This window comes from Methylobacterium terricola (genome assembly GCF_006151805.1).
GTDB classification, from domain to species: Bacteria; Pseudomonadota; Alphaproteobacteria; order Rhizobiales; family Beijerinckiaceae; genus Methylobacterium; species Methylobacterium terricola.
Genome location: NZ_VDDA01000001.1, coordinates 17,331 through 35,141 on the forward strand (window position 1 = coordinate 17,331; position 17,811 = coordinate 35,141).

Below are 17,811 nucleotides of genomic sequence, written 5' to 3' on the forward strand. Positions count from 1 at the left end.
CCGGGCCCTGTCCTCCCCTCAAACAGGCGGGCTGTTGCAACCGTATGACGGTGCCGCCGTCCCGGGCGCGGCGGTCCCGGCGATGTGCCTCGCGGGCATCGCCCTGGACCCGGCCTCCGGCCAAGCTAGATCTGACCTCATCCCTGAACCCGAAGGGCCCGGCATGACGCGCAATCCCGATCCCCGCCCGACCCTCCAGGCCCCCGACGACGATCCCCATCTCTGGCTCGAGGAGATCGACGGCGAGCGGGCGCTCGCCTGGGTCGAGGCGCAGAACGCCGATACGCTCGCCGCCTATGCCGACGGCCGTTACGCCGCCGACCGCGACGGCCTGAAGGCCGCCCTCGACCGGCCGGACAAGATCCCGGGCGTCACCCGGCGCGGCGGCCTGTTCTACAACCTGTGGCAGGATGCCGAGCATCCCCGCGGCCTGTGGCGGCGCACCACGCAGGAGGCGTACGCCCAGCCCGAGCCGGATTGGGAGATCCTGCTCGATCTCGACGCGCTCGCCCGCGACGAGGGCGAGGACTGGGTGTGGAGCGGCGCCGCCAGCCTGCCGGGCAGCCACGCGCGGGCGCTGGTCCAGCTCTCCCGCGGCGGCGGCGACGCCACCGTCGTGCGCGAGTTCGACTTGACCGGGCGCCGCTTCGTCGCGGACGGCTTCACGCTGCCGGAAGCCAAGAGCATCCCGGTCTGGCTCGACCCCGACACGCTGCTCCTGGCCTCCCCCCTCGGCGGGCCCGAGCACGCGACGCCGTCGGGCTACGCCCGCACCGTGCGGCTGTGGCGGCGCGGCACCGACCCGCTCCAGGCTCCGGTGATCTTCTCCGCCGGCCCCGCCAGCATGGTCGCCTACGGCTATCCGGACCGGGAGGCGAGCCCAGAACGCCTGGTCTTCGCCGAGCGCACCGGCTTCTTCGACGGCACGATCGATCTCGGCGACCGCACCGGGCCGAAGACCCGCCTCGACATCCCGACCGACGCCGACGCCCACTGGCATCGCGGCCACCTGGCGATCCGCACCCGCACGCCCTGGGAGGTCGGCGGCACGACCCGTCCGGCCGACAGCGTGCTGGGTATCGGGCTCGAGGCCTTCCTGGCCGGCGACAGGACCTTCCAGGTGCTGTTCACCCCCGGCCCGCGCCGGGCGCTGCAAGGCTTCTTCTGGACCGGCGGGCGGCTGGTGATCTCGGTCCTCGACGACCTGAAGGCCGTGTTCCCGGTCTTCACCCCGTCCGCGAGCGGATGGGCGGAGAGCCGCGTCGCCGGCCTGCCGGAGCTCGGCGTGGTCAGCGTGTGGTCGATGGACGGTGAGGAGGAGGAATCGAACGGCGACCTCCTGGTCGCGGCGAACGACCCCATCACCCCCTCGACCCTGCTGGCGACGAATCCGGACCTCGCCGCCCCGGCGCTGCTGAAGCAGGCCCCCGCCCTGTTCGAGGCCGACGGCCTGGTGGTGACCCGGCACGAGGCGGTGTCGAGCGACGGCGAGCGCATTCCCTATGTCCAGGCCGGGCCGCCGGGGGAGACCGGCGAGGCGCCGGTGCACCTCTCCGGCTATGGCGGCTTCCAGGTCACGAACCTCGCCGGCTACTCGGCGGTGCTCGGCCGGCTCTGGCTGGCCAAGGGCGGCACCCGGGTGGTGGCCAATATCCGCGGCGGCGGCGAGTTCGGCACCCGCTGGCACGAGGCCGGCCGGCGCGAGGGCAAGGCGCTGACCCACGACGACTTCGCGGCGGTGGCCGCCGACCTCGTGCGCCGCGGCGTGACGACGCCCGGCCGCATCGCCGCCGAGGGCGGCTCGAACGGCGGGCTGCTCATCGCCAACATGCTGACGCGCTACCCCGAGCGGTTCGGGGCGCTGTTCTGCACCGTGCCGCTGATCGACATGCGGCGCTACACCAAGCTGCTGGCCGGCGCGAGCTGGATCGCCGAGTACGGCGATCCCGACGACCCGGCGGACTGGGCCTTCCTGCAGCACATCTCGGCCTACCACGTCGCCGGAGCCGGCCGGCCCTACCCGCCGATCCTGATCGCCACGACGCGACGCGACGACCGGGTGCATCCGGGCCATGCCCGCAAGATGGCGGCGAAGCTCCAGGCCCTCGGCTACGACGCCCGCTTCTACGAGCCCGAGGCCGGCGGCCACTCGCATGGCAAGACCAGCGCCGAGACCGCCGCCTTCGCGGCCCTCGGCGCCGCCTTCCTGCGCCGGGCGATCGGCTGGGAGCCGGAGGTGGCCGGCACATAATGGTTTCTGCGCAGTAAAACCCGGGAACCGGGGCGCAGCGCGCACGTCAATCCGGCAGCGAAGCGTGGCCTATCGCTTCCGCGTCCTGCCGGGTAAGGAATTCTTCACGATGCGCGCCGCAGCCACCCTCCTCGTCACCCTCTGCGTGGCCGGGTCCAGTCTATCGGCGAGCGAGGCGCGGGCCGGGATCCTGATCCAGGTCGACAAGACCACCCAGCGGATGACCGTCTCGCGGGACGGCCGGACGCTCTACGACTGGCCGGTCTCGACCGGCATGGACGGCTACAGCACGCCCCGCGGCGCGTTCTCGCCGCAGCGCATGGCGGTCGATCACCGCTCGCGCGAGTGGGACGACGCGCCGATGCCGCACGCGATCTTCTTCACCGGTCGCGGCCACGCCATCCACGGCAGCAGCCATACCGGCCGCCTCGGCACCCCGGCCTCGCATGGCTGCGTGCGCCTCGCGCCGGGCAAGGCCGCGACCCTGTTCGCCCTCGTCAAGGCGGAAGGGATGGGCAACACCCGCGTGGTGATCGGCGGCGACGAGACCGTGATCGCCGGGCGGGCCTCGCCGCCCCGGGAAGCGAGGCTGCGCCGGGAGCAGGACGGCTTCGCCCCGGTCGCCCGCGCCCGCCGCGGCCGCGCCTACGACCCGTGGGGCGACGAGAGCTGGCAGCCGGTCGGAGCGGTCTATCCGTCGCCCTATCGCGGGCCGTATGACGCGTACGGACTGTCATATTGAGGGCCGTGATGGCGCTCCGGCCGCGGTAAAACCCTCCCGGTCGTTCCGGGACCGCGTCCGCGGAGCCCGGACCGATCCGGTATCCGGCGCTCGTATGACCGGGAGGGAGCGATACCCGTCGGAGACGGCGCAGCGATCCGCCGAGCCGCCCCCGACCCGCACCGCCTTGCCGAACTCCGCCCCGCGCGACACCTATCGCCGACGCCGCCGCACGAGGGAGCAGGCCCGGGATGCGCAGCCTGTTCGTCCTGATGAGCATCGCGGTGGCGCTCGGCTTCGTCGTCAGCGGGCTCATCAACGGGCTCGACGACCGTGCGCTGGCCCGCAGCGAGCGCGAGGCGCAGCGGCGGGTCGGCGTCGTGGTAGCGGAATATGCCCGCCGGCTCGGCCTGTCGCCGGACTGGGCCGCCTATTGCCGGGCCGAGACGCGGCGCAAGCTCTCGACCTACCCGAAGGACGGCTCGATCCCGTTCGGCCTGCGCTATTCCAGCGCCGGCACCGACGAGGTCGAGCGGGCGATCCGCGAGCGCGAGACCTACGAGCGCCAGGACCAGATCCTGTGCCTGACCCAGCTGCCCGCGAGCCTGCGGGACGGGACGACGCCCTAGCGGGCCCTACAGGCCGTAGCGGGCGAAGGCGGCGCGCTCGTCGAGAACCGCCAGCGCGCCCTCGACCGCCGCGAGGCCGACCGCCCCCGGCTCGCGCCGGCGCAGCAGCCGGGCGAGAAGGCCGCCGCGGACCTGCTCCACGAGCGGCAGCTTGACCTTGTCGCCGAAGCGGGCGCGCAGCACCGAGCGAACGTCGCCATGGCCGTCGACGAGGCCGAGGGCCAGGCCCTGGCGACCGGTCCAGACCGCGCCCGAGAACAGATCGTCGGGATCGCCCTTGAGGCCGGGCCGGCGGCTCTGCACCAGCTCGGTGAACATCGCCTGCACGTCGGCCTGGATGGCCTTGAGCCGGGCGACGTCGTCCGGGTTCTCGGGCCGGAACGGATCGAGCATCGCCTTGGCCTTGCCCGCGGTGTGGACCCGGCGCTCGACGCCGAGGCGCTCGATCAGCCCGGTGAAGCCGAACCCGGCCGAGACCACCCCGATCGATCCGACGAGGGAGGACGGGTCGCAGTGGATCTCGTCGGCCGCGCAGGCGATCATGTAGCCGCCCGACGCCGCGACGTCCTCCACGAAGGCGAGGACCGGCACCCCGGCCTCGGCGGCGAGAGCCCGGATGCGGCGGAAGATCAGGTGCGACTGCGCCGCCGAGCCGCCGGGCGAGTTGATGACCAGCGCCACCGCCCGGATGCCCTTCATGCCGAAGGCCCGCTCCAAAGCCGGCGCGCAGGCGCTGAGGGAGAGCCCGGCCCGCAGTGGCGAGACCGCCCCGATGGCGCCGCTGAGGCGGACGACCGGCACGACCGGGTGGCGGCGGGCCCAGCACCCGGGCAGGAGGGCCTCGGGCAGGAGGGCGCGCAGGGCGGCGAGAGGCCGGAACGGCATGGCGGGGCGGGGTCTCCGACGAACGGGGAGCCGAGAGGTAGGCGGACCGGAGGGCCCCGGCAAGCGAGCCGGGGCGACGCAGCCCCCGGCCGGGCCTTCGAGCCCCCCGGCACCGGCCTGTCTCGGCGAGACTCCGCCGTTACAGCCGGAAGATGACGCGAAGTTTTTCACGCCCAACGATTGAAGCGGGGCAGTCCGCGTCTAGATGATCCGCCAGCGCCCCTCGGTCGTCCGACGGGCGTCCCGCCGGAGGTGAGAACCGGCGGGAACGAGCCACGTTGTCAAGCCGCAAGCCGCGGCGACGGCAGGGAATGCCGCGCCGTCCGAGGGAGATCGATCACATGCGCGCCCTTCGATGGATCAGCCTGGTGCTGACCCTGCTCGTCGCCGGAATCGGGCTCGGCACCAGCCGCAGCTCCGCCGCCGCCCTGCCGACCGCCGGTGCCGTCGCGGCGGGCGTCGGCACCGCCGCACCCCTGGTCGACAAGGCCTATTACTATCGCCGCTACTACCGTTACCGGCCCTACCGGCGGTATTACGGCTACCGGCCGTACCGGCGCTACGCCTACCGTCCGTATTACCGGCGCGCCTATCGCCCGTATTACCGGCGGTACTACCGGCCCTATTACCGGCCGTACTATCGCCGGATCTACGGCCCGCGCTTCTACTTCTAGCCCGCGGGCGGCGCCGCCCGCGCCGCGATCCCGTCCGGCACAGTGACCGATGCGTGTGCCGGCAGGCCGGCGACGGACCGCACGCCACGTTCCGGCGACAGGGCCGCATGCGCGGAAAAGGGCGCAGGTCCTCTCTTGCCGACCTCGGCAAGGGGTGACCTGCGCTGTTTCACGCTGCGAAAATCGACCGGCCGACCCACGATTCGGCCGCCCGGTCATCGCGGCCGCGCCCGTCAGCCCGCGCATCGTCGAGATGTTCGTGCCTAGCAACGGACCCACAGATCTGGCGATGCCGGAATGACGACACGACGATACCGGCGAAGACTGCCGCCATAATGAAGTCGAGCCGGCCTATAATAATAGTCCCAGCGCAATCGTGCAGCGCTCCCGGCTTCGTGCGCCACGGCGTTCGGTTTTGATCGCACCACCTCAGTAGCAAGGGGGGGGCCGCCGGCCCCGAAAGCGATACGGGCGGGGCAGGATGGCCACGGCCGGGAAATCCTAACCGTGAGGCCGGCGTCCCTGAACGGCTGTTTACTCACGGTTAAGCCCGAAAATCCAGGATCGCCCGGTGAGCAGACCACATCCTGGTTTCACGCTCGGGGGAGCTCTCGGCTCTCATGCCGCGGGGATCGGCCCAAGGCCGGACATCGTGCGTCGCGGGAGATGGGCGGATGGACATACTCGTCATCGATGACAGCCGGACGGTCCTGGCCCGGTTGAAGAGATTGGTGGAGCATGACGGGCAGGCGACGGCCGCGATCTTCGACAATCCGCTGTCGGCGCTCGACGAGGCGCGGATGCGCGCCTTCGACCTCGTGCTGGTCGACTACAACATGCCCGAGATGGACGGGATCGCGGTGATCTGCCAGCTGCGCGGGATCGAGCACTACGCCCAGGTGCCGATCGTGATGATCACCAGCGAGGTGAGCGACAAGGTCCGGCTCGAGGCCCTCGACGCGGGGGCGACCGACTTCGTCGACAAGCGCATCAGCCGCGTCGAGCTGAAGGTGCGGCTGCGCAACCTGATGCGGCTGGCCGGCGCCGTGCGGCGGCTCGACGACCAGGCCTCCTGGCTCGCCGGCGAGGTCGAGACGGCGGTGCGCACCCTGCGCGAGCGCGAGTCCGAGATCATCTTCCGCCTCTCGCTGGCGGTCGAGTACCGGGACAACGACACCGGCGACCACACCTGGCGCGTCGCCCGCTACAGCCAGATCATGGCCGAGGCGCTCGGGCTCGACGCGGATCTGTGCCGCCGCGTCTACCTGGCGGCGCCCCTCCACGACGTCGGCAAGGTGGCGATCCCCGACGGGGTGCTGCTCAAGCCCGGCCGCCTCGACGAGGAGGAATTCGCGCTCATCCGCACCCATGCGGCGATCGGCAAGCGCATCCTGGGCGGCAGCACCTGCGCGCTGATCGGGCTGGCGGCGGAGATCGCCGAAGCGCATCACGAGCGCTGGGACGGCAGCGGCTACCCCCACCGCCTGTCCGGAACGGCGATCCCGCTCGCCGCGCGCATCGTCGCCGTCGCCGACGTGTTCGACGCGCTGACCACCCAGCGTCCGTACAAGGCGGCGATGCCGTTCGACGAGGCGCGGGCCTGCATCGAGGCGGAGAGCGGCCGGCACTTCGACCCGGCCTGCGTCGCCGCCTTCCTGTCGCGCTGGAACGACATCGTGGCGGTCGGCGCCAGCGCCTCGTCGCGCCTGCGCGACATCCCGTTCCGGATCGAGCCCTGGGCCCGGGTGCCGGCCCTGCCCCGGGAGGTCCCGGCCGCCGGCGCGGCGACGCCGCGCGACGCGGCGGCCTGACGGCCGCCGTCCGGAACCGGCGTTACGGGGCGGGGACCGGCAGGTCCCGGGGCAGGGCCGGCAGCCAGGCGGCCCCCTCCCCCAGCAGGAAGTCCCAGAACGCCGTCGCGGCGGGGCTCAGCACCTTGTCGGCCCGGCGGACCGCGAACCAGTCGCGACGGATCGGCAGGCCCTCGACGTCGAGGAGCACGAGGCGGCCATCCGCCAGCTCCGACGCGACGGTGTGGCCGGAGATCAGCGCGATGCCGAGGCCCGCCATCACCGTCTGCTTGATGGTCTCGTTCGAGCCGCTGTCGATGCCGATGCGGGCGCGCCGGATCAGCAGGCCGGTCATGAACTCCTCGAACACCGTGCGGGTGCCCGAGCCGTATTCGCGTACCAGGAACGGCTCCTCGGCCAGCTCCTCCCGGGTCAGGCCGCGCCGCCCGGCGAGGCGGTGGTCGGGAGCGGCGATGACGACGAGCGGATGCGGCCCGAAGGCCTCGGCCGCGATGGCGAAGTCCCGCGGCGGTCGGCCCATCAGCGCGAGATCGATCCGGTAGTCGCGCAGGGCCTCGACGGTGGCGCCGCGATTGCCGACCACGAGGTCGATCTCGACGCCCGGATGGGCCCTGGCGAATCCGCCGACGATCCGGGGCGCGAAGTATTTCGCGGTCGAGACCACGCCGAGGGCGACCCGGCCGCCCTGGCCGCCGCGCAGGGCCCGCAGCCGCTCGGTGCAGGTCTCGAGCACGGTGCCGATGCTGTCGATCGCCCAGATCAGCTCGCGGCCGGCATCGGTGGGCTTCAGGCCGGCATGGGTGCGGTCGAACAGCAGGAGGCCGATCTCGTCCTCGAGCCCCTTGATCCGCGCCGTCAGGGCCGCCGGGGTGACGCTCAGCTCCTGCGCCGCCCGGGTCATGGTGCCGAGCCGCGCGATCGCCGCGACGGCGTGGAGCTGCTTGAGCGAGAGGTTGCGAATCCGTTCCTGCGCCATCCGCCCCTCGGGCCGTCGATCATCGATCGGGCGGCGATCCGACATCGCGGCCGGTGCCGGCGCATCCCGTACTTCGGGACAGGGTGACGGACACGGGCCCCGGACGCTAATCTGGAACCGCGCCGACACGAACGGGTAAGCCACGGACGGCCACCAGCAGGCAAGCCCGGCACGGCCGGAACGCAACGGCAAGCAAGCCCGGCGCGGCGGGCATCCTGGGGGGATCGCACCATGCTTCTGAGTGCCCTCATCGACGCGAGACCGCCGCGGCGGCACCCGGATCTCGCCCCGGTCCTCACCGCCCTCGCGACCGCCGCCGCCGAAACCGCGGCGATGATCGCGGCGATGCCGGCGGGCATCGCGGCGATGCCGGCGGGCGCGCCCGGCGACCCGGCGGCGGCGGCCCGGCGGATCTTCGCCGCGGCCCTGCGGGAGGCCGAGGTGGCGGCGATCGCCTGGGACGACGGGGCGGCGCCGGAGCCGCGGATGCCCGGGGCCTCCCTCGTGCTGGCCCTCTGTCCGCTCGAAGGGGCGGACGACCTCGAGAGCGGGATGCCCGCCGGCACGCTGTTCTCCCTGCGGCCCGCCGGCTCGGACCCGCGCGCCGCCTTCCTGGGCTCCGGCAGGAGCCAGGTGGCGGCGGGCTTCGTCACCTACGGCCCGCGCACCCTCCTGACCCTGACCGACGGCACGGCGACCACGACGCGGGTCCTCGATCCGGAGACCGGCGCCTTCCGGCCGCCGGCGCCCCTGCGCGTGCCGCAAGCGGGGCCCCGCCCCGCCGCGGAGGCCGCCCGCCTGTCGCTGGCGGCGGCCGCCCAGGGCGTGCTCGTCCGCGGCGGTCTGCATCGGCGCCGCGACGCGGGCGAGGTCCGGCTCGTCCATGCGGCGGCTCCCGTCGCGCTGGCGATCGAGGCCGCCGGCGGCGGCGCCACGGACGGGCGCGGGCGGGCGATCCTCGACATCCCGGCCACCGCCCTGCACCAGGGCACCGCCCTCGCCTTCGGCTCGGCCCGGGATGTCGCGAGCCTCGCCCGCCTCGACGCCGACCGCTCGCCGCTCTTCGCCACCCGCGGGCTCTTGCGGACCTGACGGTGTCGGCACGCCATCCCATCGTGTCGGTGACCGGATCGTCGGGATCCGGAACCACCTCGGTGCGCAACACCTTCGACCAGATCTTCCGCCGCGAGGGTGTCGAGGCGGTGTTCATCGAGGGCGATGCCTTCCACGCCCTCGACCGGGCGGGGATGCGCGAGGCGGAGGCACGGGAGCCGACCTTGAGCCATTTCGGCGAGCGGGCGAACCTGCTGCTCGAGCTCGAGGCGGTGTTCCGCGAATACGGCGCCTCGGGACGCGGCCGCACCCGGCACTACGTCCACGATGCCGAGGATGCCGCGCGGTTCGGCGCCGAGCCGGGCACCTTCACGCCCTGGGAGGAGTTCCCCGAGGATTCGGAGCTGCTGTTCTACGAGGGCCTGCACGGGGCGTTGACCAACGAGCGGATCGACATCGCCGCCCATGCCGACCTCAAGATCGGCGTGGTGCCGGTGATCAACCTCGAATGGATCCAGAAGCTCCACCGCGACAAGGCCACCCGCGGCTACTCGACGGAAGCCGTGACCGACGTGATCCTGCGCCGGATGCCCGATTACGTCACCACCATCTGCCCGCAATTCACCAACACCGACATCAACTTCCAGCGTATCCCGACGGTCGACACCTCGAACCCGTTCGTCGCCCGCTGGATCCCGACCGCCGACGAATCGATGGTGGTGATCCGCTTCCGCGACCCGCGCGGAATCGACTTCCCCTACCTGATCTCGATGATCGCCGGCAGCTTCATGTCGCGGGCGAACTCCGTGGTGATCCCCGGCGGCAAGCTCGACCTCGCGATGCAGCTGATCCTGACCCCGATGATCCTGCGCCTCGTCGAGCACCGGCGCCGGCTGCTGTAGCGGCGGGCCGGGTGCTCCCGCCCCCTGCACCCCTGCCCGCGTTCCCGGCTTGTGCTCGCGACAGGATGGCGTAAGAGTCCGGCCATCCGACGTGCTTCGGGGGACAGGCACTCTGGGGAAGGCACCCGGTATGGCGAGAATCCCGGTGCCGACAATCCCGGTGCGTGGCGAGTGACCATGGCGAGTGAGGGGTCGATCCGCGAGGCGTCCGAGGCCGGGAACGGCCGGGCGGAGCTGCCGTACCGGTTGCGCCAGCAGGCGCTGATGGGCGCCTTCGCCCGCATGGCGCTGCAGACCCGCGATCTCGACGCGCTGCTGCAACGCGCCAGCGAGCTGTGCGCGGAGGCCTTGGGCGCCGCCTGCTGCCAGGTGCTGGAATACCGCGCCCCCGACCACGCCTTCGTGATCCGGGCCTGCACCGGCCTGCGCGCCGATCTCGTCGGGACCGACGTGACGGCCGGGGACGAGGCGACGCCCAGCTCCTACGCCTTCCGCACCGGTGCCGGCGTGCTCGCCAACGGGATCCACCCCAGGTCGGGACAGGGGAAGCCGCGGCAGGGTGCGGCCGAGCCCGATGGGGCCCGGCTCCACCTGCCGGAGGGGCTGGCGCCCGCCGATATCTGCCACGCGGTCAACGTCCCGATCGCCCTCGGCGACGAGAGCCGGCGCGCCTACGGCGTGCTCGAGGCCTGGGGCCGGGAGGGCCACGGCTTCGACCGGGCCGACCAGGAGTTCCTCGCCGGCTTCGCCGGGCTGATCGGCATCGCGGTCGAGCGCCACCAGGGCGATGCGCGCCTGCGCGACGCCCTCGACCATCAGGTCCAGCTGACCCGGGAGATGAGCCACCGGGTCAAGAACAGCCTCGGCGTGGTGGCGGGCCTGCTGCGGCTCCAGGCGCGCGACGCCCAGTCCGACGAGGTGCGCCACGCCCTCGAGGATGCCGGGGCGCGCATCGCTACCGTGGCCGAGGTGCACGACCATCTCTGGCGCGGCATCCACCAGCTCGGCATGGTCGACCTGGCGGAGTTCCTGCGCGAATTGGTGGCGAAGCTCCAGGAGGAGGCACCGGGCCACCGCCTCGCCTGCCAGGCCGACCCGAAGGTGATCAGCGCCGACCAGGCGATCCCGATCGGGCTCGTGGTCACCGAGCTGGTGACCAACGCGGTCAAGCACGCCTATCCGCAGGAGACCGGGCCGGTGCAGGTGGCCCTGTCGGTGAAGGCCGAGGGGCTGCGCCTGACCGTGCGCGACGACGGCATCGGCCTGCCGCCGGGCTTCGACGTGTCGATGCGCCAGCGCTCGCTCGGCCTCAAGATCATCGCCAGCCTGATCCGCCAGCTCGACGGGCGGCTCAGCACCGAGGAGAGCGGGCCGGGGGCGCATTTCGTGCTGGATATTCCGTTGACGTGACGGGTTGCCCGGTAGGGGATCGACCGCCGCTGACGATGGAGGACGAAGTGGAGGGCCGCTGGCCTCTTCCGAATTCTCAGCGACGACGGATTCCGGATTCTCGGCTGCGTCGAACCCCGGGCTGACGGCGAGAGGTGTCGATCAGGGCGCCCGGTCGCGTGTTCGGCGCCATCGGTCGGCGGGGGCGCGCGCAGCGCCTCACGCCGCCTTGATCGGCCGCGCCGGCGCGGCGCTCTCCCCGGCCACCGGCGGCAGCGCGTCCATCACCCGGGTCGCCGGGAAGGTGACGATCACCTCGGTGCCCTCCCGCGGGCGCGACTTCAGCTGGAAGCCGCCGCCATGCAGGTCGACCAGGCCCTTGACGATCGGGAGCCCCAGCCCCGAGCCCTGCTCGGCGGTCTTGATCGCCAGCGAGCCGCGACCGAAGGACGACATCACGGTCGGGATCTCGTCCTCGGGAATGCCCGGGCCGGTATCCTTCACGCTGACATACTGGCCGCCCGACGAGGTCCAGCCGACCTTGATGGTGATCTCGCCCCCGGGCGGCGTGAACTTCACGGCGTTCGACAGCACGTTGAGCACGATCTGGCGCAGGGCCCGCTCGTCGGCCCAGAGCCGCGGCAGGGTCGGGTCGATGAACTCGCGGAAGGTCTGGTTCTTGGCGCGCGCCCGCAGGCCCATCATGTGCCGCCCCTCCTCGACCACGTAGGCGAGCTGCAGGGCCTCCTCGTTCAGCTCGTAGCGCCCGGCCTCGATGCGCGAGAGGTCGAGGATCTCGTTGATGAGGTTGAGCAGGTGCAACCCGCTATCGTGGATGTCGGTCGAGTATTCCTGGTAGGAGGCCGAGGAATGGGGCCCGAACACCTCGTTCTTCATCACCTCGGAGAAGCCCAGGATGGCGTTGAGCGGCGTGCGCAGCTCGTGGCTCATCGTGGCGAGGAACCGGGACTTGGCGAGGTTGGCCTCCTCGGCCCGCCGGCGCGCCTCGTCGGAATTGGCCTTGGCCTGCTCCAATTCGCCGAAGATCGCGTCCTTCTCGGCCCGCGACTGCAGCGCCGAGACGGTGGAGGCGTGCAGGTGGTTCGACAGGAACAGGAAGAACAGCTGCGCGCAGACCGCCATGGCGACGAGCAGGACCGACTCCCCCTCGCGCGACAGGAACAGCAGCGCGGCGGTGGCGGCGCTGAGCGGCATGAGGCCCGCGTAAGCCGCGAGCGGCACCGTGGCGGCGAGCATCGTGGTGACGGCCGCCACGATGACGAGGACGAACATCACGAAGGTGCGGGCATTCGCGGCGTCGACCTTGACCAGCATCAGGGCAAGGAGCGCCCAGGCGACGCTCTGCACCACTTCGCCGAGGATCACCCGCCGGCGCGAGACCCGGAGCGAGATCGCGTCCGGATCCTGGCGCAGCAGCGAGCGGGACAGGGCGGTGTTCCCGGCGATCACCGCGAGCACGCCGGCGCACCAGGCCCCGCTCAGCAGGGACGGCGCCCAGAACACCGAGGCCGCGGCGATGCAGCAGGCAAGCAGCACCAGGGGAAAGAAGGCGCCGAGGCGGTACTGGGCGTAGACGCGCAGCAACTCGTAGTCGAAGGCGCGCTCGAGCCCGATCGACGAGGTCAGCCGCTCGCGGGCGGAGCGCACGTCCCGGGCGACCTTGCGCCGCCGGGCCGCCTCCTCCGCCGTCGGGCCGCGCCCGCGCTGCACCATTTGCGCCGTGACTTCGGACATCGCGATCGGGCCGTGCCGCTCCCTCGCCGCGGGAGACCGTCGGCCGGTCCGGAAGAGGCTGCCCGAACTTCGTTAAGGTCCCCCTGCCGGAACCCCACGAATGCGAGGCAATTTCCCGTCCCGCCCTGCCCCTGGGGCACGCGCGGGCGGGTGCGCCAGCGCACATCGGCCCCGCTTGCCGGCAGTGCAGGAGCAGCCGCACACAAGCAGGTCTGGAAGCATTCCAGCCTCTCGTCGGAAGCGCACGATGACGAAGCTCACCCTCAACGGCCGGACCTACGAGGTCGAGGCCGATCCCGAGATGCCGCTGCTCTGGGCGATCCGCGATCACCTGAACCTCACCGGCACCAAGTACGGCTGCGGCATCGCGCAATGCGGTGCCTGCACGGTCCATATCGACGGGCAGCCGGTGCGTTCGTGCCAGACCCGCCTCGGCGATGTCGGCGAGGGGAAGATCACCACGATCGAGGGGATCTCCGGCCCGGTGGCCGAGGCGGTGCGGACGGCCTGGCGTCAGCTGGACGTGGTGCAGTGCGGCTATTGCCAGTCGGGCCAGATGATGTCGGCGATCGGACTCCTGTCCGAGAACAGGAAGCCGAGCGACGCCGACATCGACGCCGCCATGGACGGCAATGTCTGCCGGTGCGGCACCTACCAGCGCATCCGCGCGGCGATCCACGACGCCGCCCGCTCCCTCGCCTGACCGGGACGCCGCCATGCTCAACCACAGACTCAAGAGCCGCGATTCCGGCCTCTCCTCCCGCCGCGCCTTCCTGCGCGGCACCGCCGCCGCCGGCGGCGCCCTGGTGATCGGGCTGCACCTCGCGCCGAAGGGCGCGCGGGCCGCGGGCGGCCCGGACCTGTCCAAGGCCCCGGCGAAGCCCAACGCCTTCGTGCGCATCGCCGCCGACGACACCGTGACGGTGGTGATCAAGCACCTCGACATGGGCCAGGGCAACACGACGGGCCTCGCCACCATCGTGGCGGAGGAGCTCGACGCCGACTGGGCGCAGATGCGGGCGGTCTTCGCCCCGGCCGATGCCAGCCTCTACAACAACCTCGCCTTCGGGCCGATCCAGGGCACCGGCGGCTCGACCGCGGTGGCGAATTCCTGGATCCAGCTGCGCAAGGCCGGCGCCGCCGCCCGCGCGATGCTGGTCGCCGCCGCCGCCCAGGACTGGAAGGTCCCGGCCGGCGAGATCACCATCGAGAAGGGCGTGCTGCGCCACGCCAGCGGCAAGGAGAGCCGGTTCGGCGCTCTTGCGGCCAAGGCGGCGGTCCAGGCGATTCCCGAGAACCCGACGCTGAAGGACCCCTCCGCGTTCCGGCTGATCGGCACCAGGCTGCCGCGGCTCGATTCGGCCGCGAAGACCGACGGCAGCGCGCAATACGCCCTCGACGTGCGCCGGCCGGGCCAGCTCACGGCGCTCGTCGCCCGCGCCCCCCGCTTCGGCGCGACGCTGAAGAGCGTGGACGACAAGGCCGCCAAGGCGGTGCCGGGGGTCGTGCAGGTCGTCCGCATTCCGAGCGGCGTCGCGGTCGTCGCCAAGGACACCTGGTCGGCGATGAAGGGCCGCGAGGCCCTGGCGCTCACCTGGGACGATGCCGGCGCCGAGCGGCAATCGACCGAGTCGCAACAGGCCGCCTACAAGGCGATGGCCGACAAGCCCGGCCTCGTCGCCTCGAAGAGCGGCGATGCCGCGGGCGCCATCAAGGGTGCGGCGAAGGTGCTGGAGGCGGAGTTCAGCTTCCCCTACCTGGCGCATGCGCCGATGGAGCCGCTCAACGCCACGATCGAGCGGGCGGCGGACGGATCCTACGACATCTATGCCGGCTCGCAGTTCCAGACCATCGAGCAGGCCGTGGCGGCGGGCATCCTCGGCACCACCGCCGACAAGGTCCGCATCACCACCCTGTGGGCCGGCGGCTCGTTCGGCCGGCGCGCCACGGCGTCCGCCGACTACATCGCGGAAGCCGCCGCGATCCTGAAGGCGACCGGCGAGAAGGCCCCGATCCACCTCGTCTGGACCCGCGAGGACGACATCACCGGCGGCTATTACCGCCCGGCCGCCTATCACCGCATCCGGGCCGGCCTCGATGCCAAGGGGGCGATCACCGGGTGGGAGCACCGCATCGTCGGCAAGTCGATCATCATCGGCACGGCGCTCGAGGCGATGATGGTGAAGGACGGGGTCGACGCGACCACCGTCGAGGGGGCGTCCGACACGCCCTACGCGCTGCCGGCCTACCGGTTCGAGGTCCACAACGCCCGCGAGGGCGTGCCGGTGCTGTGGTGGCGCTCGGTCGGGCACTCGCACACCGCGCAGGCGATGGAGGTGTTCATCGACGAGCTGGCGCACGCCGCCGGCCAGGACCCGGTGGCCTATCGCCTCGGCCTGCTCCGCCAAGCGCCGCGGCTCTCCGCCGCGCTGACGCTCGCCGCCGAGAAATCGGGCTGGAGCGCCCGCGAGCAGAAGCCCGGCCGCGGCTACGGCGTCGCCGCGCACGAGTCGTTCGGCTCCTACGTGGCGATGGTGGCCGACGTGACCGCGGAGGCCGGCAAGGTGAAGGTCAACCGGATCGTCGCGGCGGTCGATGTCGGCGTGGCGGTGAACCCGGACATCATCCGGGCCCAGGTCGAGGGCGCCGTCGGCTTCGCGCTCTCGTCGGTGCTGCGCAACAAGATCACCTTCAAGGACGGCGAGGTGCAGGAGAAGAACTTCGACGCCTACGAGCCGACCCGGATGAGCGAGATGCCGAAGGTCGAGGTCCACATCGTGCCGTCGGCCGCCGCCCCCACCGGCATCGGCGAGCCCGGCGTGCCGGTGCTCGGCCCGGCGATCTCGAACGCCGTGTTCGCCGCCACCGGGCAGCGCCTGCGCTCGCTGCCCCTCGACCTCACGGCCTTGCGCGGCGTGTGATCGCGCACCACACCCTTAACCATCGCCCTATATGAAAGGGATGACTTCCAGTTTTGGACCCGAGACGACTTCAGGGTGCGGCGAAAGCCGCACCCTTTTTTCGTCCGCCGCCCCGGACTTCACCGCGATCGCCGACCGCGTCCGCGCCTGCCGGCTCTGCCGTGACGCCCCCCGCCACGGCCCTCCCCTGCCGGTCGAGCCGCGGCCGATCGTCCAGGGCACGTCCCGGGCCCGGATCTGCATCGCCAGCCAGGCCCCGGGCAACCGGGCGTTCCAGAGCGGGGTGCCGTTCCAGGACCCGTCCGGCAAGCGCCTGCGCGAGTGGCTCGGCCTCGACGAGCCGGCCTTCTACGACCCCGATCTGATCGCGATCGTCCCGATGGGCGCCTGCTTTCCCGGCCACGACGCCAAGGGCGGCGACCTGCCGCCGCGGCGGGAATGCGCCGAGACCTGGCGGGCGCCGCTGCTCGCCGGGCTACCGCAGCTGGAGCTGATCCTGCTGATCGGGCAGTATTCGCAAGCCTGGCATCTCGGCCGCCAGCCCGGCGGCCTCACCGGCACGGTGGCGCGCTGGCGCGAGATTTTTTCGCAAGCCCAGCGTCCCCGCCTGCTGCCGCTGCCGCATCCGTCGTGGCGCAACACGCCGTGGCTGAAGAAGCATCCGTGGTTCGAGGCGGAGCTGCTGCCGGTGCTGCGGAAGGAGGTGGCGCGGTTGGCCGGGGAGGTCGGGCATCGGGCTTCGCGATGATCGGCCTGCCGGAGACCTGATGATTCCCACCCCTTTCCCGGACGACTGCAACGCCGTGGAAGGAGATCCGGGATCCAGCCGTACGACTTGCCGCGAAGCGGCTCCTTATGTTGCGACGCTGCAGACAGACGGCCGCTTCGCGACTTTTTGTGCTGGATCCCGGATCTCCTTCCGCTTCGCTGCAATCGTCCGGGAAAGGGCGCGAGGCCTACCACGCCTGTCGGCGATATCCCTCGTGGGCACCGCCGCATGACGGCACGCTCCGGCGCGGTTGGCCTCACGTCGTATTGGTCCGGTACGACGCGCAGGGCTTGATTCCCGGCCCCACTCCCCCGATGGGAGCGTACGCATTTCACGTACGGAGGGTCCCGTGCCCGAGCCCATCAGCCCCCGCGACCGCCTGATCGTCGCCCTCGACATGGCGAGCCCCGACGAGGCCGAGCGCCTGATCGAGCGGATCGGCGACGCCGCGAGCTTCTACAAGATCGGCTACCGCCTCGGCTATGCCGGCGGCCTCGGCCTCGCCGAGCGGCTGGTCCGGGGCGGCCACAAGGTCTTCCTCGACCTCAAGCTCCACGATATCGGCAACACCGTCGAGGAGGGGGTGCAGTCGCTCGCCGGGATCGGCGCCACCTTCCTCACGGTGCACGCCTATCCGCAGACCATGCGGGCGGCGGCGAGCGGGCGCGACACGGCGGGGACCGGCCTGAAGATCCTCGGCGTCACGGTGCTCACCTCCTACGACGACGCCGATGCGCGCGAGGCCGGCTACGGGCTCACCGTCGCCGACCTCGTCGCCGTGCGGGCCGCGGCCGCCAAGGCGATCGGCATCGACGGCATCGTCTGCTCGGCGGCGGAGGCCGCGCAGGTGCGGGCGATCCTCGGGCCGGACCGGCTGATCGTCACCCCGGGCATCCGCCCGGCCGGCGCCGAGATCGGCGACCAGAAGCGGGTCGTGACCCCGGCCGCGGCGATGCGCGCCGGCGTCGACCACGTCGTGGTCGGCCGCCCGATCACCGGGGCCGCCGACCCGCGCGACGTCGCCCGCCGCATCGTCGACGAGATGGCGGCGGCGCTCTAGAACCGCAAAGCCTAA

General features: G+C 72.2%; 15 protein-coding genes. 12 read left to right on the top strand and 3 right to left on the bottom strand.

Features of this window, described 5'->3' with window-relative positions:
• Window positions 1-163: 163 nt before the first annotated feature.
• The 3 genes from FF100_RS00060 to FF100_RS00070 all read left to right on the top strand — a co-directional run bounded on the left by FF100_RS00060 (window position 164) and on the right by FF100_RS00070 (window position 3,601).
• Window positions 164-2,251 carry a prolyl oligopeptidase family serine peptidase gene (locus FF100_RS00060; RefSeq protein ID WP_139033535.1) on the top strand — a complete coding sequence of 696 codons (2,088 nt, stop codon included), beginning with the start codon at window positions 164-166 and terminating at the stop codon, window positions 2,249-2,251.
• Window positions 2,252-2,315: 64 nt separating this feature from the next.
• Window positions 2,316-2,993, top strand: a complete 678-nt coding sequence (locus FF100_RS00065) for a L,D-transpeptidase (protein ID WP_425463271.1) — start codon at window positions 2,316-2,318, stop codon at window positions 2,991-2,993.
• A 230-nt stretch (window positions 2,994-3,223) separates the two neighbouring features.
• A complete protein-coding gene (locus FF100_RS00070) occupies window positions 3,224-3,601 on the top strand; it encodes a hypothetical protein (protein ID WP_139033536.1) in 378 nt (125 codons plus the stop codon).
• A 6-nt stretch (window positions 3,602-3,607) separates the two neighbouring features.
• On the opposite strand, the gene FF100_RS00075 is transcribed toward FF100_RS00070, so the two are convergent.
• Window positions 3,608-4,486: a S49 family peptidase gene (locus FF100_RS00075; RefSeq protein WP_139033537.1), complete on the bottom strand. Its 879-nt coding sequence runs from the start codon at window positions 4,484-4,486 to the stop codon at window positions 3,608-3,610.
• A 341-nt stretch (window positions 4,487-4,827) separates the two neighbouring features.
• Between FF100_RS00075 and FF100_RS00080 the strand changes: the two genes are divergently transcribed.
• Both FF100_RS00080 and FF100_RS00085 read left to right on the top strand, forming a co-directional pair.
• Entirely contained in the window at window positions 4,828-5,160 is a 333-nt protein-coding gene (locus FF100_RS00080; RefSeq protein WP_246101914.1) for a hypothetical protein, read from the top strand.
• A 674-nt stretch (window positions 5,161-5,834) separates the two neighbouring features.
• Window positions 5,835-6,971, top strand: a complete 1,137-nt coding sequence (locus FF100_RS00085; protein ID WP_139033538.1) for an HD domain-containing phosphohydrolase — start codon at window positions 5,835-5,837, stop codon at window positions 6,969-6,971.
• 22 nt (window positions 6,972-6,993) lie between these two features.
• On the opposite strand, the gene FF100_RS00090 is transcribed toward FF100_RS00085, so the two are convergent.
• On the bottom strand, window positions 6,994-7,932 hold the full coding sequence (locus FF100_RS00090; RefSeq protein WP_139034246.1) for a LysR family transcriptional regulator: 939 nt from the start codon (window positions 7,930-7,932) through the stop codon (window positions 6,994-6,996).
• 246 nt (window positions 7,933-8,178) lie between these two features.
• On the opposite strand from FF100_RS00090, the gene FF100_RS00095 reads away from it, so the two are divergent.
• From FF100_RS00095 to FF100_RS00105, 3 genes are all read left to right on the top strand, one after another.
• Window positions 8,179-9,039, top strand: coding sequence for an FIG domain-containing protein (locus tag FF100_RS00095; protein ID WP_139033539.1), 861 nt, complete (start codon window positions 8,179-8,181; stop codon window positions 9,037-9,039).
• Window positions 9,040-9,041: 2 nt separating this feature from the next.
• Complete coding sequence (locus tag FF100_RS00100) at window positions 9,042-9,902, top strand: phosphoribulokinase (protein ID WP_139033540.1); 861 nt, start codon at window positions 9,042-9,044, stop codon at window positions 9,900-9,902.
• 177 nt (window positions 9,903-10,079) lie between these two features.
• A complete protein-coding gene (locus FF100_RS00105; RefSeq protein ID WP_139033541.1) occupies window positions 10,080-11,312 on the top strand; it encodes a sensor histidine kinase in 1,233 nt (410 codons plus the stop codon).
• 198 nt (window positions 11,313-11,510) lie between these two features.
• Here the strand turns inward: FF100_RS00105 and FF100_RS00110 are convergent, their stop codons facing one another.
• The gene (locus FF100_RS00110) at window positions 11,511-13,046 is read right to left on the bottom strand and encodes a sensor histidine kinase (RefSeq protein WP_139033542.1); all 1,536 of its coding nucleotides are present in this window, start codon (window positions 13,044-13,046) and stop codon (window positions 11,511-11,513) included.
• Window positions 13,047-13,293: 247 nt separating this feature from the next.
• Here FF100_RS00110 and FF100_RS00115 point away from each other — a divergent pair, with 247 nt between their 5' ends.
• The 4 genes from FF100_RS00115 (at window position 13,294) to pyrF (ending at window position 17,796) form a co-directional block, all read left to right on the top strand.
• On the top strand, window positions 13,294-13,749 hold the full coding sequence (locus FF100_RS00115) for a (2Fe-2S)-binding protein (RefSeq protein WP_139033543.1): 456 nt from the start codon (window positions 13,294-13,296) through the stop codon (window positions 13,747-13,749).
• Window positions 13,750-13,762: 13 nt separating this feature from the next.
• The gene (locus FF100_RS00120; RefSeq protein ID WP_139033544.1) at window positions 13,763-15,967 is read left to right on the top strand and encodes a xanthine dehydrogenase family protein molybdopterin-binding subunit; all 2,205 of its coding nucleotides are present in this window, start codon (window positions 13,763-13,765) and stop codon (window positions 15,965-15,967) included.
• A gap of 40 nt (window positions 15,968-16,007) precedes the next feature.
• Window positions 16,008-16,715, top strand: coding sequence for a uracil-DNA glycosylase family protein (locus FF100_RS00125; RefSeq protein WP_139033545.1), 708 nt, complete (start codon window positions 16,008-16,010; stop codon window positions 16,713-16,715).
• A 370-nt stretch (window positions 16,716-17,085) separates the two neighbouring features.
• Complete coding sequence (gene pyrF, locus FF100_RS00130) at window positions 17,086-17,796, top strand: orotidine-5'-phosphate decarboxylase (RefSeq protein ID WP_139033546.1); 711 nt, start codon at window positions 17,086-17,088, stop codon at window positions 17,794-17,796.
• The last annotated feature ends 15 nt before the right edge of the window (window positions 17,797-17,811 follow it).